This is a genomic window from Streptomyces sp. NBC_00829 (genome assembly GCF_045161795.1).
In the GTDB taxonomy this organism is placed as follows: Bacteria; Actinomycetota; Actinomycetes; order Streptomycetales; family Streptomycetaceae; genus Streptomyces.
Map to the genome: position 1 here is coordinate 6,221,776 of NZ_CP108867.1, position 21,277 is coordinate 6,243,052.

Genomic DNA, 21,277 nt, shown 5'->3' on the forward strand with positions numbered 1-21,277 from the left:
AGAAAGGGAGGGTCAAGCGCGACCCGTGGCTCACCACCTTACAGGAGCTGGGTAGGCTCATGTAGCAGCAACTGCCTTGAACGAGGAGCTCCCGTGACCGCCCCCGACTCGCCCCAGCCCGTCGCCGACGACGACAAGTCGCACGTCCCTCCACTGACCACCCGCGTCGTGATCGCCGAGGACGAGGCCCTCATCCGGCTCGACCTCAAAGAGATGCTGGAGGAAGAGGGCTATGCGGTCGTCGGCGAGGCCGGAGACGGTCAGCGCGCCGTCGAGCTCGCCCGTGAGCACCGCCCCGACCTGGTCATTCTCGATGTGAAGATGCCCGTCCTGGACGGGATCTCCGCGGCCGAGAGGATTGCCGAGGAGTCCATCGCGCCCGTCCTGATGCTGACCGCGTTCTCGCAGCGCGACCTCGTCGAGCGGGCCCGGGACGCCGGTGCCATGGCGTATCTGGTGAAGCCGTTCAGCAAGAGTGACGTGGTGCCCGCCATCGAGATGGCGGTCTCGCGCTTCACCGAGCTGAAGGCGCTGGAGCAGGAGGTCGCGGACCTCTCGCAGCGACTGGAGACGCGCAAGCTCGTCGACCGGGCGAAGAGCATTCTCCAGACGCAGTACGGACTCAGCGAGCCGGCCGCGTTCCGCTGGATCCAGAAGACGTCGATGGACCGGCGGCTGTCGATGCAGCAGGTCGCGGAGGCCGTCATCGAGGACGCCGAGGAGAAGAAGGCCGCGAAGGGCCAGTAGGCACGGCGAACGGCCCCCGCCCGGAGGGACGAAGGCCGCCGCCCGCATGCGGACACGGCGAAGTGCCCGCACCCCGGTCTCGGGGTGCGGGCACTTCGCACTGCCGTGGCTCAGTCCTCGCCGAGGTACGCCTTGCGGACGGACTCGTCGTGGAGCAGATCCCGGCCCGTGCCGGAGAGCACGATGCTGCCGATCTCCATCACATGCCCATGGTCGGCGAGCGAGAGCGCTGCCTGGGCGTTCTGCTCGACGAGCAGAATCGTGGTGCCCTGGGCCTTGAGCTCGACGATCGTCGCCATGATCTTCTGCATCATGATCGGGGAGAGACCCATGGAGGGCTCGTCGAGCATGAGCAGCTTGGGCTGGGACATCAGCGCCCGGCCCATCGCGAGCATCTGCTGCTCACCGCCGGACAGCGTGCCTGCGGCCTGCTTGCGACGCTCGCCCAGGATGGGGAAGAGGTCGTAGGCGCGCTGGATGTCCTTGGCGATGCCCTCGGTGTCCTTGCGGAGGAAGGCGCCGAGCCGCAGATTGTCCTCGATGGACATGCGGGGGAAGATGTGCCGGCCCTCGGGGGAGTGGGCGAGTCCGAGGGAGACGACCTCGTGGGCCGGGACCTTCTTGAGGGACTTGCCGTTGAACTTGATCTGACCGGTGAGCGGCTTGATCAGGCCCGAGAGGGTGCGCAGCGTGGTGGTCTTGCCGGCGCCGTTGGTGCCGATCAGGGTCACGACCTCGCCGGCCTCGACCTTGAACGAGATGCCCTTGACGGCCTCGATCTTGCCGTAGGCGACGCGCAGGTCCTCGACTTCGAGAAGTGCGGTCATCAGTCGTTCTCCTTGCTGGCGGACTCGGCGGGTCCGGTGGACCTCGCTGCGCCGGTTTCGGCCGCTTCCACTTCTGCGACCTCCTCGTCACCGGGGGCGCCCTCGAACGGCTCGCCCAGGTAGGCGGCGATGACACGCTCGTCGCCCTGGACGGTGTCGCTGTCGCCCTCGATGAGCTTCTCGCCCTGGACGAGTACGGCGACCCGGTCGCAGAGGTTGAAGATGAAGCGCATGTCGTGCTCGATGACGAGAACGGCGATGCCCATGTCGCGGATGGCGAAGACCAGTTCCTCGGTGGCTCGCGTCTCCTGCGGGTTCATGCCCGCGGTGGGCTCGTCGAGCAGCAGCAGGCCGGGCTCGCTGGCGAGGGCACGGGCGATTTCCAGCTTGCGCTGCTCACCGTAGGGCAGGTTGCGCGAGAGGTGCTCGGCCTTGTCCGCGAGTCCGATGAACTCCAGGAGCTCCATGGCGCGGGCCCGGGACTTGGCCTCGGCCTTGTGGAAGCCGGGACCGCGCAGCAGGGCGGACCAGAGGCCCTCCTTGGTGCGGGTGTGGCGTCCGACGAGCACGTTCTCCAGAACGGTCATGTTGGCGAAGAGCCGGATGTTCTGGAACGTACGGGCGATGCCGGCCGCCGTGACCTTGAAGGACTTGGCGGGCAGGACGTTGCCCTTGTAGCGCACCTCGCCCTCGGTCGGGATGTAGAGACCGGTGAGGCAGTTGAAGAACGTGGTCTTCCCGGCGCCGTTGGGGCCGATGAGGCCGACGATCTCGCCGCTGTTGACGGTGAGGTCGACCGAGCGGACAGCGGTGAGGCCGCCGAACCGCATCGTGACGCCGCGGGCGTCGAGGACGGTCTCGCCGGGCGTGACGGCCGGGGAGGTGCCCTTCGTCGTGGTGTCGGTGGTCATGGATCAGGCCCCTGTCTTGCTGAGGACTGCGGGCGCTTCCGCGGATTCGTGGAATTCCAGCTGGCGGCGCCGGTTCGGGATGAGTCCCTCGGGCCGGAAGCGCATCAGAAGGACGAGCGCGAGGCCGAAGGCGAAGAGCTGGTAGTCGCCGAGGAACTGCAGCTTGGCCGGGATCAGGTAGAGCAGGGCGGCGCCGACGAGCGGTCCGCTGATGGTGCCCATGCCGCCGAGGACGACCGCGGCCAGCAGGAACGCCGAGTTCGGCGGGACGACGTGCGCGAACTGGTACTGCTCCGGCGTCACCGTGTAGGTGACGTGTGCCTGGACGGTGCCCGCGAGGCCGGCGAGAGCGGCGCCGAGGGCGAACGCGATGAGCTTGACCCGGAAGCCGTTGATGCCCATGGCGAGTGCCGCGGTCTCGTCCTCACGGATCGCGATCCATGCGCGGCCGATGCGGGAGTCACCGCTGCGGCGGAAGACCACCACGACGATCAGGGTGATCAGCAGCATCAGGAAGAAGTAGTTCGCGAATCGGCCGATGGTGATGCCGAAGAGGCTGTGCTCGATCCCGAAGTCGAAGCCGAACATCTCCAGGTTCGGGATCGAGGAGATGCCGTTGGAGCCGTTGGTGATGTCCGGGCCGGATGTGCCGTCGAGGTTGTTGACGGTGATCCGGAAGATCTCACCGAAGCCGAGCGTGACGATGGCCAGGTAGTCGCCGCGGAGTCGCAGGGTCGGGGCGCCGATGAGGACGCCGAAGACCATGGACGCGGTGGCGCCGACCAGGACCGCTCCCCAGAAGGGGAGGTGGATGTCGAACGGCGACGAGGGCGAGCCGGAGACCATGGCCGCGGCGTAGGCGCCGACACCGAGGAAGGCGACGTATCCGAGGTCGAGCAGGCCCGCGAGGCCGACGACGATGTTCAGTCCCAGGGCGACCGTGGCGAAGATCAGGATGTAGACGCCGATGGTCGCGTACTGGTCGTCGGACTGGGTGAAGGGGAAGGCGGCGGCCGCGGCGAAGGCACCCGCCATGGTCACGTTGCGGTGGCGGGCGGTGATGGCCGAGACACGCGCCATCAGTCCGGACTTGGCGACCGCCGCGAAACCGAAGCCCGCGGTGATCAGGAAGCCGATGAAGAGCTCGTCGTACTCGGTGCCGATGCCGTACGTGAAGACGACCAGGCCGACCGAGAGAGCCGCGACGATGATCAGGATCTCGACGTAGGAGGGCAGCTTGCGGGCGGGAGCCAGGGTGCCGGTGGCGAAGGCCGCCTTGAAATTGGCCCGGCCGTTGCGCCTGCGCTGCTTGCTCTGGTCCCAGGCGGAGTCCTCGGGGTCCACCGGGTCCGGCGCGGGGCGCTCGAACGGCAGGGCGAGGGCGCCGACGAGGGCGGCAAGGGTGGCGAGCGCGGCGATGAAGCCGCCGGGCTCCAGGTTGGCCAGTCCACCGAGCTGGTAACTGATCGCGGTCACGGTGAACCAGGCGGTGGCGAAGCCGCCGAGGGCCGCGAGCTTGATGGCGCTGTCCGCGCCCGCCGGCGTCAGCCAGCGCAGACCCTTCACGCCGTACGAGGAGAGCCCGAACAGCGTGGTCAGGACACCCGCGATGAGCACGAGCCACTGGAGTCCGCCCGGGTAGCCGTAGACGGTGAGGTCGCCGGGGAAGGCGGCCGTCCACGTCCAGGCGAGGAAGGACGAGACGACGGTGAGGGCACCGCCACCGGTCGCGAGAGCGCGCCCGATGTGCGGGGGGAGGGAGACGAGGCCGGTCTGTGCGGTGCCGGCCGGGACCTGCGGAGTGTCCGCGGTGGTGGTCTGAGTCGTCATCGGTGTCACGCCCTGTCCGCGACGCGCTCGCCGAGGAGGCCCTGTGGCCTCACGAGGAGCACGACGATGAGAAGTACGAAGGCCCAGACGTCGGCCCAGGACTGGCCGCCGAGCTGCTGCATGCCGGGGATGTCGCTGATGTAGGCGGTCGCCATGGTCTCGGCGATGCCGAGGGCGAGGCCGCCGAGCATGGCGCCGTAGATGTTGCCGATGCCGCCGAGGACGGCCGCGGTGAAGGCCTTGAGGCCGAGGATGAAGCCCATACGGAAGTTGACTTCGCCGTACTTGAGGCCGTACGCGACGGCTCCGACGGCGGCGAAGGCGGCGCCGAGGGCGAACGCGACCACGATGATGCGGTCGGTGTTGATGCCCATCAGCTTGGCGGTGTCCGGGTCCTGCGCGGTGGCCTGCATACCGCGGCCGGTGCGGGTCTTCATCACGAAGAAGGCCAGGATCGCCATGCAGATGGGGGCGGCTATCAGCAGGAAGATGTCACCGGTCTGGATGGTGACGTTGCCGATGTGGAACGGTCCGCCGGGAATCTCGGGGAACGTGCGGGAGGACTTCGCCTCGGGGTACCAGGCCCAGACCGCCTGCTGAAGCGCGAGCGAGAGGCCGATGGCGGTGATGAGGGGGGCGAGGCGTGGCGCGCCGCGCAGCGGACGGTAGGCGAACCTTTCGGCTCCGACCGCGATGGTGGTGGCGACGATGATCGCGCCGATGAGCATGAGCGGCAGCGCGAGCCACATGGTGGTGCCGGTGGGAAGGATGAGCCAGACCGTGAGGGCTCCGAAGCCACCGGTCATGAAGATCTCGCCATGGGCGAAGTTGATGAGCTGGACAATGCCATAAACCATCGTGTAGCCGATGGCGACGAGCCCGTACATGGATCCCAGTAGCAGGCCGTTGACCAGCTGTTGCGGCAGTTCGTGCACCGCAGGTCCTCCGAGTCTTTCGACGGATGTGACACCGCGCGGGGCGCTTGTTTGCAGCGCCCCGCGCGGCTGGTTGGTGTGCGGGCCGAGGTCAGCCGGCGAAGGTGCCGGACTTGACGGGCTTCCAGGCAGCGCCCTCGTACTTGTAGACCGTGAGCTGCTTGTTGGTCGCGTCACCGAACTCGTCGAACGAGACCTTGCCGGTCACGCCCTCGAAGGAGACACCCTGCATGTTCTCGAGGACCTTGGCGCGGGCGTCGGACGGCAGCTTGCCGTCGTTGGCCTCGACCGTCTTCTTGACGGCCTCGATGATCGCCCAGGCGGAGTCGTACGAGTAGCCGCCGTAGGCCTCGAAGGCCTCCTTGTAGTTGGCCGCCTTGTAGTTGGCGACGAACTCCTTGGCCGACGGAAGGGTCTCGACCGGCGCACCGACGGAGGTGGCGAGGTCGCCCACGCCCTCCTTGCCGGAGAGCTTGATGAAGTCGGCGCTGTAGATGCCGTCGCCGCCGGCGAGCGGGATGGCGGTGCCGGACTTCTTGATCTGCTTGCTGAGCGGGCCGGCGACCGGGTACTCGCCGCCGTAGTAGACGACGTCGGCGCCGGAGCTCTTGATCTTCGTGACGACGGCCGCGAAGTCCTTCGTGTCCGGGTTCACGTGCTCTTCACCGGCGACAGTGCCGCCGAGCTTGGTGAACTCGGCCTTGAAGGTGGCGGCCAGACCGGCGCCGTAGGTCTTCTTGTCGTCAATGACGAAGACCTTCTTCTTCTTGGCGTCGTTGAAGAGGTACTGCGCGGCGAACGGGCCCTGGATGGCGTCCGTGGTCGCGGTGCGGAAGTACGACTTGTACGGACGAGCCTTCTCGCCGCCGTTCCACTTCGGTCCCTGGGTCAGGGCCGGGTTGGTGTTGGCCGGCGAGACCTGGACGAGCTTGGAGTCGTCGAAGACTTTCTGCATGGACTCGGCGACCGACGAGTTCAGCGGGCCCACGACACCGAGGACGTCCTTGTTGGCGACGAACTTGGTGGCGTTCTGCTGTCCCGAGGACGGCTGGGCCTGGTCGTCGTATGCCTCGACCTTGAAGGTGACGCCGGGGACGGTCTTCTTCGCGTTGGCCTGCTTGGCCGCGAGGTCCACGGAGTTCTTGATGCCCAGTCCAAGAGCGGAGAGCTCACCGGTCAGCGGTGCATCGATGCCGATGACGACCGTGGTCCCGGCGCCGCCCTCGGCATTGCTGTTCTTGTCGTCGCGTGAACCGCAAGCGGTGAGCGTGAGGGCTCCCGCGGCGAGCGCAGCCGTAATGGCTATGAGCGAACGTTGACGCACGATCAGTCCTTTCACCTGGCACGGCCGTCCCCCCTGGGACGTACCGAGTCGAGCGCGGGAACCGAACTGAAGGTAATCCGGTGGCGCGGTGACTGGCCGTGACTCTAAGCGGGGAATAAGGGCATCGAGGAGTGGTCTGGCCAAGGCGTGACGCTCTTGTTATGCCACGGCTTAATGCATAGCGGAACTTCGAGGGTGGAACGGGGGAATACGGGCCGTTTCGTCTAGTCCACATACTGAGAACGTGCAGGACTGTTAGTTACTTTGGGTACTGACATTGGATCGTGAGGACACTGGGTGCCGATAGCTCTGGCCAGGTCCGCGGCGTAGTGCTCGCCCAGAATGAAGCTCTGTTGCTGCATTGCGTGCGCATTACGCAGCGTTACATCGAGGAACGGGAGTCCGGCATTCCGTGCCACTTTTTGGCAATCCAAGACACGAATCCGCACGATTACGGTATGTGGCTTCCCGATACTCACAGTGAAGGGGGCGGCGGGCTCGGAGGCGACGGTGAGCGCCTGGGAGGGCTGGGTGATCCGCTCGACCGTTACCGGGGGTCCGGCGGTCGTCGTGACCGTGACCGAAAAGCCGAACCTGTGCCGTCCGTGAGCCGGTGGCGCGGGCCCGGTGTAGGCGAGGGCGACCGCCTGGGCGGGCCAGGGGGTCGGGGGAGGCGGCGGCGGGAGCGGCCGGGTCGCGTACAGCCAGGCCGCCGCGGCCGTCAGCGTGATCGCCGCGGCGGCGGCGACGGCGGCGCGGCGATGGCGGTTCGCGAAGGTGTGGAGGCGTCCCGGTGGCCACCGGTCGCCCGGAGCGGTGAGCGCGTCGTCGGAGGCGCAGGTGTCCTCGCCCGGCTCGACCGGGCCCACTCCGCTCATTGCCAGGGGCCGCCTGTCGGATCTCCGTCTCGATAGCGCTCCGCGCATCTGCCGCTCGCCTGACGGTCAATCAACTTCTCTGCGGCAGGGCGCCCTTGGGTGCGTTCCTCGGTGCGGGCGGCGGCCACCACGGCCAGCAGGATCTCGTTCTGCCCGCCCGACAGGCCCATGGCCTGATAGTCGAGATCGGCCTGCGCGCCGCCGTCGACGACGACCCGTGCCCAGTGTGAGATCAGCTTGGAGCACAGGGTCTGGGGCGATGTCGTGCCGGGTGCGGGGGACGGCCGCGGCTGCGTGGAGGAACCTGAGGAGGAACCTGAGGAGAAACCACTCCCGCAGCCGGCCAAGGCGAGGGTGAGCGCGAACGCGCACACGAGCGATCCCGCGCCCCTCGGCGACGATCCTGGCCTCATGCGAGGCACGCTAGACCGCCGCCGAGGGGAAGGACAACGGGCGGGAGGGAGCGGTCAGAACCCGGTCGGCCCCGCCGCGTCCCGCAGCAGACACGTCAGCCGTGCCGTGCACACCCGCTTGTCCCGTTCGTCGGTGATGACGATCTCGTACGTCGCCGTCGACCGGCCGCGGTGCACCGGGGTGGCCACCCCGGTCACCGTGCCGGAGCGGACGCCACGGTGGTGCGTGCAGTTCAGATCCACGCCGACGGCGACCTTGGTGCTGCCGCCGTGCAGCATCGAACCGATCGAGCCGAGCGTCTCGGCCAGCACGGCGGACGCCCCGCCGTGCAGCAGTCCGTACGGCTGGGTGTTGCCCTCGACCGGCAGCGTGCCGACCACGCGCTCCGCCGAGGCCTCGACGATCTCCACGCCCATGCGTTCGCCCAGGGACCCGGCCGAGAAGAGCGCGGGCAGGTCGACCCCGAGCTCGGCGTACTCGTCGATGACCTCTTGCGGGAAGTTCACGGTTCTCTGCTCGCCCATGGGGCCCGGCTCCGATCTCGGTACGTGTGCTGTGTGCACCGTCTTATCAGATGCCTGAGCGAACGCTTAGACGGGAGGTCTCATTCCCCGTGCTCGAACCGGACGATCACGGACTTGCTGGCCGGGGTGTTGCTGATGTCGGCGGTGGAGTCCAGCGGCACCAGCACATTGGTCTCGGGGTAGTACGCGGCCGCACAGCCGCGCGCGGTCGGGTAGAACACCACCCGGAAGCCCGGGGCACGCCGCTCCACGCCGTCCTTCCACTCGCTGACCAGATCGGTGTACGAGCCGTCGGCCAGACCCAGCTCGCGGGCGTCCTGCGGATTCACCAGGACGACCCGGCGACCGCCCTTGATGCCGCGGTAGCGGTCGTCGAGGCCGTAGATCGTGGTGTTGTACTGATCGTGCGAGCGCATGGTCTGCAGCAGCAGCCGGCCCTGCGGTACCTCCGGGTACTCCACCGGAGCCGCGGTGAAGTTCGCCTTGCCGGTGGCCGTCGGGAAGCGGCGCTCGTCGCGCGGGGCGTGGGGGAGCGCGAAGCCGCCGGGCCGGGCGATCTTCGCGTTGAAGTCCTCGAAACCGGGCACCACGCGCGCGATACGGTCACGGATCGCCGAGTAGTCCTTCTCGAAGTCCTCCCAGGGCGTCGCCGACGCCGGGCCGAGCACCGCACGCGCCATCCGGGCCACGATCGCCGGCTCGGAGAGCAGATGCGGGCTCGCGGGGGCGAGATTGCCGCGGGACGCGTGCACCATGCCCATCGAGTCCTCGACGGTCACCACCTGCCGCCCGCCCGCCTGTATGTCCTTGTCGGTGCGGCCGAGGGTGGGCAGGATCAGCGCCCGGGCGCCGGTCACGGCGTGCGAGCGGTTCAGCTTCGTCGACACATGGACGGTGAGACGGGCCCGGCGCATGGCCGCCTCGGTGACCTCGGTGTCCGGCGTCGCGCCCACGAAGTTGCCGCCCATGGCGAAGAAGACCTTGGCCTCGCCGTCGCGCAGCGCCTCGATGGACCGTACGACGTCGAATCCGTGGTGGCGCGGCGGAGCGAAGCCGAACTCCTTCTCCAGCGCGTCCAGGAAGGACGGGGCGGGCCGCTCGAAGATGCCCATGGTCCGGTCGCCCTGGACGTTGGAGTGCCCGCGCACCGGGCAGACGCCGGCGCCGGGGCGGCCGATGTTGCCGCGCAGCAGCAGGAGGTTGACCACCTCACGGATGGTCGGCACGGAGTGCTTGTGCTGGGTGAGCCCCATCGCCCAGCAGACGATGGTGCGCTTCGATGCGAGGACCATGGCGAGGGCCTGCTCGATCTCGTCGCGGCCGAGCCCGGTCGCGGCGAGCGTCTCGTCCCAGTCGGCGGCACGGGCCGCCGCCTCGAACGCTTCGTAGCCATGGGTGTGTTCGCGCACGAACTGCTCATCGACCGCGCCCTCGGTCTGAAGGATCAGCTTGTTCAGCAGCCGGAAGAGCGCCTGGTCACCGCCGATGCGGATCTGCAGGAAGAGGTCGGTGAGTGCCGTCCCCTTGAGCATGCCCTGGGGGGTCTGCGGATTCTTGAACCGCTCCAGACCGGCTTCGGGCAGCGGATTCACCGAAATGATCTTCGCGCCCTCATGCTTGGCCTTCTCCAGGGCGCTGAGCATGCGGGGATGGTTCGTACCGGGGTTCTGCCCGGCGACGATGATCAGATCCGCCCGGTGGAGATCCTCCAGCGAGACGCTGCCCTTGCCGATGCCGATCGTCTCGGTGAGCGCCGAGCCCGAGGACTCGTGGCACATGTTGGAGCAGTCGGGGAGGTTGTTGGTGCCGAACTCGCGGGCGAAGAGCTGGAACAGGAACGCGGCCTCGTTGCTGGTGCGGCCCGACGTGTAGAAGAGCGCCTCGTCGGGCGAGGCCAGCGCGGTGAGCTCCTCCGCGATGATCGCGAAGGCCCGCTCCCAGGTCACCACCTCGTACCGGTCGGCGCCTTCCGGGAGGTACATGGGCTGAGTGATACGGCCCTGCTGCCCCAGCCAGTACCCGCTGCGCGACGCGAGGTCGGCGAGGGTGTGGGCGGCGAAGAAGTCGGGCGTCACCCGGCGCAGCGTCGCCTCTTCGGCGACGGCCTTCGCACCGTTCTCGCAGAACTCCGCCGTGTGCCGCTTGTCCTCCTCGGGCCATGCGCAGCCCGGACAGTCGAAGCCGTTCTTCTGGTTGACCTTGAGCAGGGTCTGCGCGGTGCGGCGCACGCCCATCTGCTGCTGTGCGATGCGCAGGGTGTGCCCGATCGCCGGGAGACCGGCCGCCGCATGCTGCGGAGGCGCGATCTGCGGCGCGTCCTGGACCGGATCACCTGCGGGCGGCTTGGTGGCCATCGCGCTCTCCCTTGAGCCTGCGTCTGCTGCGGTACGCAGCAGATCCTGTCACGGTCGGGAATGTCAGTGGTACGTGGCAGGATCGTGGACGTGGCTGAGACGGCATCGAAGAAGATCGCAGACAACCGACCGCGCCTGCTCCTCATGGACGGGCACTCCCTGGCGTACCGGGCGTTCTTCGCGCTGCCCGCGGAGAATTTCACGACCGCGACCGGCCAGCCGACCAACGCCATCTACGGCTTCGCGTCGATGCTGGCGAACACGCTGCGCGACGAGTCGCCCACACACTTCGCGGTGGCGTTCGACGTCTCGCGCAAGACGTGGCGCTCGCAGGACTTCCCCGAGTACAAGGCCAACCGCTCCAAGACCCCCGACGAGTTCAAGGGTCAGGTCGAGCTGATCGGCGAGCTCCTGGACACCATGAACGCCGTGCGGTTCGCGGTGGACGGCTTCGAGGCCGACGACATCATCGCCACCCTCGCCACCCAGGCCGAGGCAGCCGGCTTCGACGTGCTGATCGTCACCGGCGACCGGGACTCCTTCCAGCTGGTCAGCGAGCACACCACCGTGCTCTACCCCACCAAGGGCGTCTCCGAGCTGACCCGCTTCACCCCGGAGAAGGTCCAGGAGAAGTACGGACTGACTCCCCAGCAGTACCCGGACTTCGCCGCGCTCCGGGGCGACCCGTCGGACAACCTTCCGGGCATTCCGGGCGTCGGCGAGAAGACCGCCACGAAGTGGATCAGTCAGTTCGGGTCGTTCGCCGAGCTGGTGGAGCGCGCGGACGAGGTCAAGGGCAAGGTCGGGCAGGCCCTGCGTGACCACCTGGAGTCCGTGAAGCTCAACCGCCACCTCACCGAGCTGGTGCGGGACGTCGAGCTGGAGAAGTCCGTCGCCGACCTGGAGCGCGCCCCGTACGACAGGACCGCGCTCAAGGGCTTCCTGGAGGTCCTGGAGATCAGGAACCCGAGCCTGCGCGAGCGGCTCCTCGCGGTGGACCCGGGCGCGGAGGAGGACGAGGCACCGGCCCCCGCGGCAGGCGTCGAGCTGGAAGGCACCGTGCTCGGCACCGGCGAGCTCGCCGACTGGCTCCAGGAGCACGCCACGGCGCCGCTCGGCGTGGCCACCGCCGACACCTGGGAGCTCGGCACCGGCAGCGTCACCGAGATCGCGCTCGCCGCGGCGAGCGGCCCGGCCGCCTGGATCGACCCCTCCCAGCTGAACGAAGCGGACGAGCGTGCCTTCGCCGAGTGGATCGCGGACGCCGCCCGTCCGAAGATCATGCACAACGTGAAGAACGCGATGCGGGTCTTCCCCGAGCACGGCTGGACCATCGACGGCGTCACCATGGACACCGCACTCGCCGCCTATCTGGTCAAGCCGGGCCGCCGCTCCTTCGCCCTCGACGCGCTCTCCGTCGAGTATCTGGGCCGCGAGCTCGCCCCGGCGGCCGCCGACGGCCAGCTCGCGTTCGGCGCCGACGAACAGGCCGAGGCCGACGCCCTGATGGCCCAGGCACGGGCCGTCCTGGATCTCGGCGGGGTGTTCACCGACCGGCTGGCGGAGGTCGGCGCCGTCGAACTGCTCCACGCCGTCGAGCTGCCCACCTCCGCGCTGCTCGCCCGCATGGAACGGCACGGCATCGCGGCGGACCGCCCCCATCTGGAGGCCATGGAGCAGCAGTTCGCCGGCGCCGTGCAGCAGGCCGTGAAGGAGGCACACGCCTCCGTGGGGCACGAGTTCAACCTCGGCTCGCCCAAGCAGCTCCAGGAAGTCCTCTTCGGCGAGCTGAACCTCCCCAAGACCAAGAAGACCAAGACCGGTTACACCACGGACGCCGACGCGCTGGCCTGGCTGGCCGCGCAGACCGAGCACGAGCTGCCGGTCCTTATGCTGCGCCACCGTGAGCAGGCGAAGCTGCGGGTCACCGTCGAGGGCCTGATCAAGACGGTCGCGCCGGACGACCGGATCCACACCAGTTTCAGCCAGATCGTGGCGGCGACGGGCCGGCTCTCGTCCACCGACCCGAATCTCCAGAACGTGCCGGTACGCACCGACGAGGGCCGGGCGATCCGCCGCGGCTTCGTCGTCGGCGAGGGCTTCGAGTCCCTGATGACCGCCGACTACAGCCAGATCGAACTGCGGGTGATGGCGCATCTGTCGGAGGACGAGGGCCTGCTGGAGGCCTTCGCGTCCGGCGAGGACCTGCACACCACTGTCGCCTCCCAGGTGTTCGGCGTGGACAAGTCCGGCGTCGACGCCGAGATGCGCCGCAAGATCAAGGCGATGTCCTACGGACTGGCGTACGGCCTCTCGGCGTTCGGACTCTCGCAGCAGCTGAACATCGAGCCCGCCGAGGCACGCGGTCTGATGGACACCTACTTCGAGCGGTTCGGCGGCGTGCGCGACTATCTCCACCGCGTGGTGGTCGAGGCCCGGGTGACCGGCTACACCGAGACGATGCTCGGCCGCCGCCGCTACCTCCCCGACCTGAACAGCGACAACCGCCAGCGCCGTGAGGCCGCCGAGCGGATGGCGCTCAACGCCCCGATCCAGGGCACCGCGGCGGACATCGTCAAGGTCGCCATGCTCAAGGTCGACCGTGCGCTGAGGCAGGCGGCACTCTCGTCCCGGCTGCTGCTCCAGGTCCACGACGAAATCGTGCTGGAGATCGCGCCGGGCGAGCGCGAGCAGGTGGAGGAACTGGTCCGCGGGGAGATGTCCTTGGCCGTGTCGCTGAGCGCGCCGCTGGATGTCTCGGTCGGCGTGGGCGCGGACTGGGAGTCCGCGGCCCACTGATCCGCAGCCGTGCGGCGCTCCGGTACGCAATCAGCGCGATGTCGTACCGGAGTGCACCGGCTGCCGGGGAGGCTCGGTCCTCGCATCGCGGGAGCGGTGCAGCAGCCGCACTCCCACGGCGTACAGCACCAGCCCCGGGACGAGCCCTGCGCCTGCCCCGAAACAGGCTGTCGGAATGATGTCGAGGGGCGTGCGGATCTCTCCCCAGTACGCATAGAAGCGCAGACACCGGTGCAGGATTCCGCCCGCCATGCACACCGCCAGCAGCGCGGCGGCCCACCAGAGCTCCCGCCGACGCAGCACGGGTAGCGACACGGGTACCGGTGAGCGGGGCGTACGACGCAGCGCGGTCCAGGTGAACCAGCCGATGCACAGCAGGGCGATCGCCGAGCCGCCGTACTGGAAGTACAGATACAACGGGAAGCCGGCGATGATCTCGCCGAGCACCGGGAAGACTCGCGTGCCCCACGTGTCCAGATGCGTGAAGCTGTCCCACACCACATGGGTGGCCGCCCCGAGGGCCGCCGAGAGGTAGAACAGGGCGGCCAGACCCGCAGGTCCACGCCCCCGCCACTGCTGTCCCCGCACGAACGCGTACGCCCTGCCGCGCCACGCTCGCGGCGCCAGGGCCAGCAGCGGTTCCCGCAGCAGAAGCCACAGTCCCACCAGAGCCGCGCTGATCAGCGTGTCCACGGTGACGACACCGGCCGGCGAGTGAGTGAAGTCGCCGAACTCCATGGCGCCGGGGATCGCGCTGTCCGCGAAGTAGGTGATGTCGGGGGCGAAGGATCCGGTGACGAGTGCCGACGCGACGAGCGGACCGCGTGCGGTCCCGTCGCGTCGGATGCCCGGCAGCACCGCCGCGGCGTGGCTCAGTGTGAACGGCATGGTCGTGCCCCCGGAGTCCTTGTCGATCAACTCCGCCAGTATGCGCGAGGTTCGAACTTCGGGTTCGAACTGCAGACTGCGGACGACGCGGAGATGGCGAAGTGGTGAAAAACGGTCAAGGGCCGGTGTTCTGGGGCCCGTAGTTGCCGTAGGGTCGCCTGAGTCCGGCGCTGGGGAGCGCGGACAGCCACTTCGGGGAGGGAACAGACGTATGGCAGCGCAATTCGGCCGCCGGCTGCGCAGGGGAGCGACCACCACTGCTGTAGCCGCGGCCGCTGTGGCCGCACTCTCCGCCTCTCAGGCGCCCGGCGTCACGCATACCACGGTGGGCGACAGTCAGGGCGCCTCGGACTCGACCCCGCCACCCGGCACTCCGGTCACCGGCAACTCCCCGTACTACACGGACCTTCCGCCGCTGAACACCCCCGACAAGCCGGGCACGTCCATCAATCTCCCCGCGAACGGCCCGACCGAATCAGGCATACCGGCCACGGTCCTCGCCGCCTACAAGCAGGCCGAGCAGACCATCGCGGGCACCGACGCCGGCTGCCACGTCCCGTGGCAACTGCTCGCCGCCATCGGCAAGGTGGAGTCGGGCCAGGCGGGCGGCGGCAAGGTCGACGCCAACGGCACCACCCTCTCGCCGATCCTCGGCCCCGTCCTGAACGGCGTCGGCTTCGCGAACATCTCGGACACCGACAAGGGCGCCTACGACGGCGACGCGACGCACGACCGCGCGGTCGGCCCGATGCAGTTCATCCCCTCCACCTGGGAGACATGGGGCCAGGACGGCAACGCCGACGGCCGCCGCGACCCCAACAACATCTACGACGCGGCTCTGGCCGCCGGGCGCTATCTCTGCGCGGGGAACAGGGACCTCGCCGTCGCCGCCGACCGTGACCAGGCGATCCTCGGCTACAACCACTCGCAGGAGTATCTGCGGACGGTCCTGTCCTGGTTCGAGTACTACAAGCGCGGCACCCACGAGGTTCCGGACGGCACCGGAGTACTGCCGGTCTCCAACGTGCCCGACAGCCCCAACTCGACGCAGCACACGACGCCCACACCCACGCCGGTGCCCACGCCGACCCGGACGCCGAAGCCCACACCGTCGAAGCCCGGCGGCGGCACTCCCTCGCCCTCGCCCACCCCGACCCCGACCCCGACGCCGACCCCGGCGCCTGTCACCCGTATCGAGCGCGTGGGCACCGGCGAGCTGACCGCCATGGCCGGCCACGCCTTCACCGGCCGGGCCACCGTGCGGGTGAAGAACTCCGCGGACAAGACCGTCCCCTCGCAGAGCGTCCGCTTCGAGATCGTCGGTGACACCGACGCCCGCTTCGCCGACGGGTCGGCGAGCGCCGTCCTGAAGACCGGCGCCGACGGCACCGTCGCCTCGCCCGCACTCCAGGCCGGCGAGAAGACCGGCTCCTTCACCCTCCGGGCCACGGTCCAGACCGTCCGCGCCGTGCCCGCCGTCGACTTCGCCGCGACCGTCACCGTCCGGGCGGCGGACGCCATCGCCCGGACCGACGACAAGGTCCTGACAGCCGCTCCGGGTACGGAGTTCGCGGACGTCTGCGTGGTCAAGGCCACCTACAAGGGCGCCGTCGCCCCGGGCGTCGAGGTCACCGCGACCATGGTCACCGCCGCGGACAACCCGGCCGTGAACGACAAGGGCCCCTTCTTCAAGGACGCGGACGGCAAGACGGTCCGCACCCTCACCGGCCTGAAGACCGACGCCAACGGCGTCCTGAAGCTCCCGAAGATCTTCGCGGACGACCAGAGCGGCACCTTCCTGCTCCGCCTCACCACCGACGGCGGCGCCACCGTCACCGTCGAGCTCAAGGTCGCCGCGCCGGCGGCCTGACCCTCAGCACGCACACCACCGCGCACGCCCGCTGCACCGCCCCTGAGCCGCCCGTCCGGCACAGGGGCGGTGCTACGTGTTCTCATCTTGCGACTCCGTTGCTACGGTGCCCCCGCCCTGACGCCGTATCAGATCCGAGCTCCCGGGAGGCCGAGCATGCGCGCCCTCGTCGCTGCCGCCATCGGGCTCGCGGCAGCCCTCGTCCTTGTCGTCGGTATCTCGGCCGTCGGCGCGCCACCAGGTGAGACCTCGCCCAAGCCGCTGCTCACCACCGTCCCCGGCCCCAAGAAGTAGAAGGGACGGACCGTGCGCCGCAGAGCAAGCCTCGTACTCCTCGCCTTCGCCGTCTTCTTCGCCGCGCTCGCGCCTCTGCTGCGCTGGTACGCCTTCCCACGGCTGGTGAAGATCCCGCCCGGCCAGTACCAGGAGATGGTGCTGGAGGCGAAGCCCGCGACCCTGCTCGACTACGGCACCATGCAGCCAAGACAGGTCGAGAAGATCACCATCGTGCAGACGCTCAAGGGCAATGTGGAGGAGTCCGAGAAGATCGAGCGCAGCGCCGGCCGGGATGTCGTCGTCTGGGACTCGCTCTCCTACGTCCAGGGCCCCGACGGCAAGATGGTCTCCGCGATCCCCGAGCGCTACATCTTCGACGCGCACAGCCAGGCGCCCGTGCACGCCACCGGTGAGATGGTCGACGGCGACGCCGTACGGCGCGAGGGCATCGAGTTCAAGTGGCCGTTCCTCACCGAGAAACGCGACTACGAGTACTTCGACGCCCAGGCCAGGACCTCCGCGCCCATCCACTACCAAGGGACACGGACCTTCCGCGGGCTCGAGGTCTACTACTTCGAGCAGACGATCCCGTGGACCAAGGTGCCGTACCCGAAGAAGATGCCCATGCCCGGCATCGACGCGAGCGTGCTGGAGAAGCAGACCGGCACCACGCGCTGGTACACCACCAAGCGGATGTTCTGGGTCGACCCGGTCACCGGCGGTCCCGTGAACGGCGAGGAGATCCACCGGGAGGAGCTGCGCGGCGGCACGCTCCTCGGCGGCCGGGACAAGGTCACCGCCTTCGCCGGGCATGTGAAGATGCGCCCCGACTATGTGGACTCCACCGTCAGGCTGGTCACGTCCAACCGGCGGACGGTGCTGCTGATGACCTCGTATCTGCCATGGGGCTTCCTCGTCCTCGGCGGCGGACTGCTCACCCTCGCGCTCGTCCTGGAGGCCCGCAGCCGCCGGCCCCGGGCTCCTGCCGGGACACGCGACCCGGAGCCCGTTCCTGCCTGACGCCTGACGCTGACGCCTGAGGACATGCCTGATGCCTGATGCTTCGCGCTCACGCCAGATACCTCACACCAAACACCGCCATATGACCCATGGCCGCGTCAGGCGCTCGATTCCCGGCCGGACCGCGCCTTGGTGTACCGCGTAGGCTCCGCCGTCGAAGGATCCTCCGGCCAGGGGTGCTTGGGGTAGCGGCCGCGCAACTCGGCCCGTACGGAGCGGTATCCGTCCTTCCAGAACGACGCCAGATCCGCGGTGACCGCCGCGGGCCGCCCCGCGGGCGACAGCAGATGCACCAGCACCGGAACGCCCGAGACCGTCGGCGTCTCGCGCAGACCGAACAGCTCCTGGAGCTTGACCGCCAGGACAGGCTGCTCTCCGCCGTACTCGACCCGCACGCGCGAACCGCTCGGCACCTCGATGCGCTCCGGGGCGAGCTCGTCGAGCCGGGCCGCGTCCCCGCTCGCCCACGGCAGCAGCCGCGAGAGTGCCTGGCCCGCAGGGATACGACCCAGATCGGCCCGCCGCCGGGCCCGGGAAAGCTCCGGCTCCAGCCATTCCTCGGCACGGTCCAGCAGCGCCGCGTCCGACACATCGGGCCAGGGCGCGCCGCTCTCCCGGTGCAGAAAGGCGAGCCGCCGGCGCAGGTCCTCGGCCTCCCGCGTCCAGCGCAGCAGAGCAGGCCCCTCGCGCCGCAGCCCGTCGAGGAGGGCTTCACGTACAAGAGCGGGGTCGGGGTTCCTCAGCGCGCGCCCGGACAGCTCGACGGCACCGAGCCGCTCCGCAGCGCGGGCGACGACATCGCCGTTCTCCCAATGCACCTCCTCGCCCGAGGTCAGCAGATGCGCGGCGGCGGTACGTGCCGTGTCCTCGTCGATCACGGCGGCGAGCCGCACCCGCGCGGACGCGGCATGCGCGGGGCGGTCGGCGACGGCGACCGCGAGCCAGGGCGCGCTGCGCAGTCCGGAACCGCCGGTGAGTTCGGCACCGGTTCCCGAGGCCATCAGGAACGCCCCCTCGCCGCGGGCCCTGGCGACCCGCTCGGGGAAGGCGAGCGCGGCGACGAGCCCGGCGACGGCGTCGTCGGCCCCCTCGTGCGAAGCGCGCGGCCCGTCACGCTCCGGGCGCCGGGAGCCGGACAGGGAAGACGCCAGCCGGCCCGCCTCTGCCCTCCAGCGGCCCGCGTAAGCGTCCCCGCCCCTGCGAGCCGTACGCAAGGCCGCAGCCAGATCGTCTCCGTACTCCCTCGGCGGCTCCTCACTGAGCAGAGCCACCACCTCGGACGCCCGGCGCGCGCCCACCTTCCGCGCGCCGTCGAGGAGCGCCCGAGCCAGCCGGGGGTGGACGCCCAGCCGGGACATGCGCGCCCCGCGCTCGGTCGCCCGGCCGTCCGCCCCGACCGCGCCGATCGCGGTCAGCACCGACCGCGCCGCCGCCAGTGCGCCCGCCGGAGGCGCATCCAGCAGCGCCAGGCCCTCGGCGGACGGATCGCCCCAGCAGGCAGTCTGAAGGGCGAACGCCGCCAGGTCCGCCACCTTGATCTCCGGAGACGGGAAGCGCGGCAGCCGCGCGTCCTCGGCCTCGGACCAGCAGCGGTACACGGCGCCAGGAGCCTCGCGCCCGGCGCGCCCGGCCCGCTGCCGGGCCGCCGCCTGCGAGGCGCGCACCGTCGTCAGCGCGCTCAGCCCCCGTGCGTGATCGGTCCTCGGCTCCCGCGCCAGCCCCGAGTCCACCACGACCCGTACACCGGGGACGGTCAGCGAGGACTCGGCCACCGATGTCGCGAGCACCACCCGGCGCCCGGATCCCCCGGAGAGCACCGCGTCCTGCACAGCGGCGGGCGCGCGCCCGTGGACCTGGAGCACCTCGGCGCCCACACCGCTCAGCGCTCCGGCCACCCGGCCGATCTCGCCGACACCGGGCAGGAAACACAGCACATCTCCCGCACGCTCGGCCAGCGCGCGCCGCACCACGGACGCCACATGCGTCAGCAGCGCCGGATCCACCCGCATCCCGTGCGGTGGCCGCACCGGCCGGGCCGGAGGCGCCCACACCACCTCCACCGGATGCGCGACCCCGGCGGCCTCCACCACCGGCGCGTCCCCGAGCAGCCGGGCCCAGCCCTGTGCGTCCGTGGTAGCCGACGCCGCCACGAGCCGCAGTTCCGGCCGCAGCGCGGTCCGTACATCCACCAGGAAGGCCGCCACGGTGTCCGCGTCCAGATGCCGCTCATGGCACTCGTCGATGATCACCGCGTCGACCCCGGCGAGCTCCTGGTCGCGCTGGAGCCGTTGCAGCAGCACGCCCGTGGTGACCACCTCGACCCGGGTGGAGGCGCCGACGGCCCGCTCGCCGCGCACGGTGAAGCCCACCGACGCGCCCGGCTCCTCGCCCAGCAGCCACGCCATCCGCCGCGCCGCGGCCCGCGCCGCGATCCGGCGTGGTTCGGCGACGACCACCCGGCGCGCGGGCCCGCCGCCGACCAGTCCCGCCAGAACCAGCGGGACCAGCGTCGTCTTGCCCGTGCCCGGCGGTGCGCACAGGACAGCCGTGCCGTGCGTGTCCAGCGCCCGTATCAGCGCGGGTACGGCCTCCCGTACCGGAAGGGCGTCCAGCGCCCCGGTCCGCGGCAAGGTCAGTCCCGTACGCATACGAAGATCGCGGTGCCCGGGATCAGATGCCCGCGCAGCGGGGACCAGCCGCCCCACTCCTGGCTGTTCCACGCGGGCCACTCGGGCTCCACCAGGTCCACCAGCCGGAAACCGCCCGCCGCCACGTCCCGTACCCGGTCTCCGACCGTCCGGTGGTGCTCCACGTACACCGCGCGCCCCTGTTCGTCCTGCTCCACATAAGGAGTGCGGTCGAAGTAGGAGGCGGACACCGTCAGGCCCTCCGGTCCCGGCTCGTCGGGGAAGGCCCAGCGGACGGGGTGGGTGACCGAGAAGACCCAGCGCCCGCCGGGCCGCAGCACCCGCCGCACCTCGCGGAAGACGTTCACGGGGTCCGCGACGAAGGGGACCGCTCCATATGCCGAGCAGGCGAGGTCGAAGGAGCCGTCGCGGAAGGGGAGCGCCCCGGCGTCCGCCTCGACCAGCGGGACGTCGTCGCCGATACGGAGCGCGTGCTGGAGCTGGCGGTGGGAGAGGTCGAGCGCCACCGGGCGTGCGCCCTGGGCGGCCAGCCAGCGCGAGCACTGCGCCGCGCCGGCGCCGATCTCCAGGACGTCGAGGCCTTTCAGCGAGCCGGCCGGGCCCAGCAGCGCGGCGTCCGCCTCGTCGAGTCCCTCCGGGCCCCAGACGAAACGGTCGTCGCCGAGGAAGGCTCCGTGCTCGCTCTGGTACTCGTCGGCGTTCCGGTCCCACCAGCCCCGGCTGGCGCGGCTGCTCTCCGAGTCGCCGGTGTTACGGCGAGTCGCTTCCGGTTCGAAATCTTGGAACATCGTCACCGTCGTTGTAGTTTGCGTTCAGCGCGACCAGTTCAGCGCGAACAATGGCGGCCATGGTGGCCTCGGCAAACATTAGTTGTGCCGGGTATGGGGCGTTCCGCCCCGGGTGTGCGCCTTCGCGCATTGACCCTGTCCGGCTGCCCCCGTATGCTACAAGTTGCGCTGCGGGCCTGCGCGCCTCAGACGGAGCAGGTCGCGCTCGCATCTGTATGTATGTCCCCTCGGTTCACGAGGCGCC

General features: G+C 69.8%; 16 protein-coding genes. 5 read left to right on the top strand and 11 right to left on the bottom strand.

What is annotated here, in order from left to right; all coding sequences use genetic code 11:
* The first annotated feature begins 93 nt into the window (after window positions 1–93).
* Complete coding sequence (locus OG293_RS27655) at window positions 94–747, top strand: ANTAR domain-containing response regulator (RefSeq protein ID WP_406001490.1); 654 nt, start codon at window positions 94–96, stop codon at window positions 745–747.
* A gap of 110 nt (window positions 748–857) precedes the next feature.
* Here OG293_RS27655 and OG293_RS27660 read toward each other — a convergent pair whose 3' ends face one another.
* The 8 genes from OG293_RS27660 to OG293_RS27695 all read right to left on the bottom strand — a co-directional run bounded on the left by OG293_RS27660 (window position 858) and on the right by OG293_RS27695 (window position 10,744).
* Window positions 858–1,574, bottom strand: a complete 717-nt coding sequence (locus OG293_RS27660; RefSeq protein ID WP_406001491.1) for an ABC transporter ATP-binding protein — start codon at window positions 1,572–1,574, stop codon at window positions 858–860.
* Window positions 1,574–2,485, bottom strand: coding sequence for an ABC transporter ATP-binding protein (locus OG293_RS27665; RefSeq protein ID WP_406001492.1), 912 nt, complete (start codon window positions 2,483–2,485; stop codon window positions 1,574–1,576). Before OG293_RS27665 ends, OG293_RS27660 begins: the two co-directional genes overlap by 1 nt.
* 3 nt (window positions 2,486–2,488) lie before the next feature.
* The gene (locus tag OG293_RS27670; RefSeq protein ID WP_406001493.1) at window positions 2,489–4,315 is read right to left on the bottom strand and encodes a branched-chain amino acid ABC transporter permease; all 1,827 of its coding nucleotides are present in this window, start codon (window positions 4,313–4,315) and stop codon (window positions 2,489–2,491) included.
* 5 nt (window positions 4,316–4,320) lie between these two features.
* Window positions 4,321–5,250, bottom strand: a complete 930-nt coding sequence (locus OG293_RS27675) for a branched-chain amino acid ABC transporter permease (RefSeq protein WP_406001494.1) — start codon at window positions 5,248–5,250, stop codon at window positions 4,321–4,323.
* Window positions 5,251–5,341: 91 nt separating this feature from the next.
* Window positions 5,342–6,574 carry a branched-chain amino acid ABC transporter substrate-binding protein gene (locus OG293_RS27680; protein ID WP_406001495.1) on the bottom strand — a complete coding sequence of 411 codons (1,233 nt, stop codon included), beginning with the start codon at window positions 6,572–6,574 and terminating at the stop codon, window positions 5,342–5,344.
* Window positions 6,575–7,448: 874 nt separating this feature from the next.
* Window positions 7,449–7,865 carry a hypothetical protein gene (locus tag OG293_RS27685; RefSeq protein ID WP_406001496.1) on the bottom strand — a complete coding sequence of 139 codons (417 nt, stop codon included), beginning with the start codon at window positions 7,863–7,865 and terminating at the stop codon, window positions 7,449–7,451.
* A 54-nt stretch (window positions 7,866–7,919) separates the two neighbouring features.
* Window positions 7,920–8,390 (bottom strand): PaaI family thioesterase, encoded by a 471-nt coding sequence (locus OG293_RS27690; protein ID WP_406001497.1) that lies wholly within the window; start codon window positions 8,388–8,390, stop codon window positions 7,920–7,922.
* 80 nt (window positions 8,391–8,470) lie between these two features.
* Window positions 8,471–10,744 (bottom strand): FdhF/YdeP family oxidoreductase, encoded by a 2,274-nt coding sequence (locus tag OG293_RS27695; protein ID WP_406001498.1) that lies wholly within the window; start codon window positions 10,742–10,744, stop codon window positions 8,471–8,473.
* Between the two features lie 90 nt (window positions 10,745–10,834).
* On the opposite strand from OG293_RS27695, the gene polA reads away from it, so the two are divergent.
* Window positions 10,835–13,543 carry a DNA polymerase I gene (polA, locus tag OG293_RS27700; protein WP_406001499.1) on the top strand — a complete coding sequence of 903 codons (2,709 nt, stop codon included), beginning with the start codon at window positions 10,835–10,837 and terminating at the stop codon, window positions 13,541–13,543.
* 30 nt (window positions 13,544–13,573) lie between these two features.
* Here the strand turns inward: polA and OG293_RS27705 are convergent, their stop codons facing one another.
* Window positions 13,574–14,431: a DUF4184 family protein gene (locus OG293_RS27705; RefSeq protein ID WP_406003730.1), complete on the bottom strand. Its 858-nt coding sequence runs from the start codon at window positions 14,429–14,431 to the stop codon at window positions 13,574–13,576.
* 211 nt (window positions 14,432–14,642) lie between these two features.
* Here OG293_RS27705 and OG293_RS27710 point away from each other — a divergent pair, with 211 nt between their 5' ends.
* The 3 genes from OG293_RS27710 (at window position 14,643) to OG293_RS27720 (ending at window position 17,597) form a co-directional block, all read left to right on the top strand.
* Window positions 14,643–16,301 (top strand): lytic murein transglycosylase, encoded by a 1,659-nt coding sequence (locus OG293_RS27710; RefSeq protein WP_406001500.1) that lies wholly within the window; start codon window positions 14,643–14,645, stop codon window positions 16,299–16,301.
* 156 nt (window positions 16,302–16,457) lie between these two features.
* Complete coding sequence (locus tag OG293_RS27715; RefSeq protein WP_406001501.1) at window positions 16,458–16,595, top strand: SPW_0924 family protein; 138 nt, start codon at window positions 16,458–16,460, stop codon at window positions 16,593–16,595.
* A 12-nt stretch (window positions 16,596–16,607) separates the two neighbouring features.
* A complete protein-coding gene (locus OG293_RS27720) occupies window positions 16,608–17,597 on the top strand; it encodes a DUF3068 domain-containing protein (protein WP_406001502.1) in 990 nt (329 codons plus the stop codon).
* A gap of 98 nt (window positions 17,598–17,695) precedes the next feature.
* Here the strand turns inward: OG293_RS27720 and hrpB are convergent, their stop codons facing one another.
* Complete coding sequence (gene hrpB, locus OG293_RS27725; RefSeq protein ID WP_406003731.1) at window positions 17,696–20,227, bottom strand: ATP-dependent helicase HrpB; 2,532 nt, start codon at window positions 20,225–20,227, stop codon at window positions 17,696–17,698.
* A gap of 2 nt (window positions 20,228–20,229) precedes the next feature.
* Complete coding sequence (locus OG293_RS27730) at window positions 20,230–21,033, bottom strand: class I SAM-dependent methyltransferase (RefSeq protein WP_406003732.1); 804 nt, start codon at window positions 21,031–21,033, stop codon at window positions 20,230–20,232.
* Window positions 21,034–21,277: the final 244 nt, after the last annotated feature.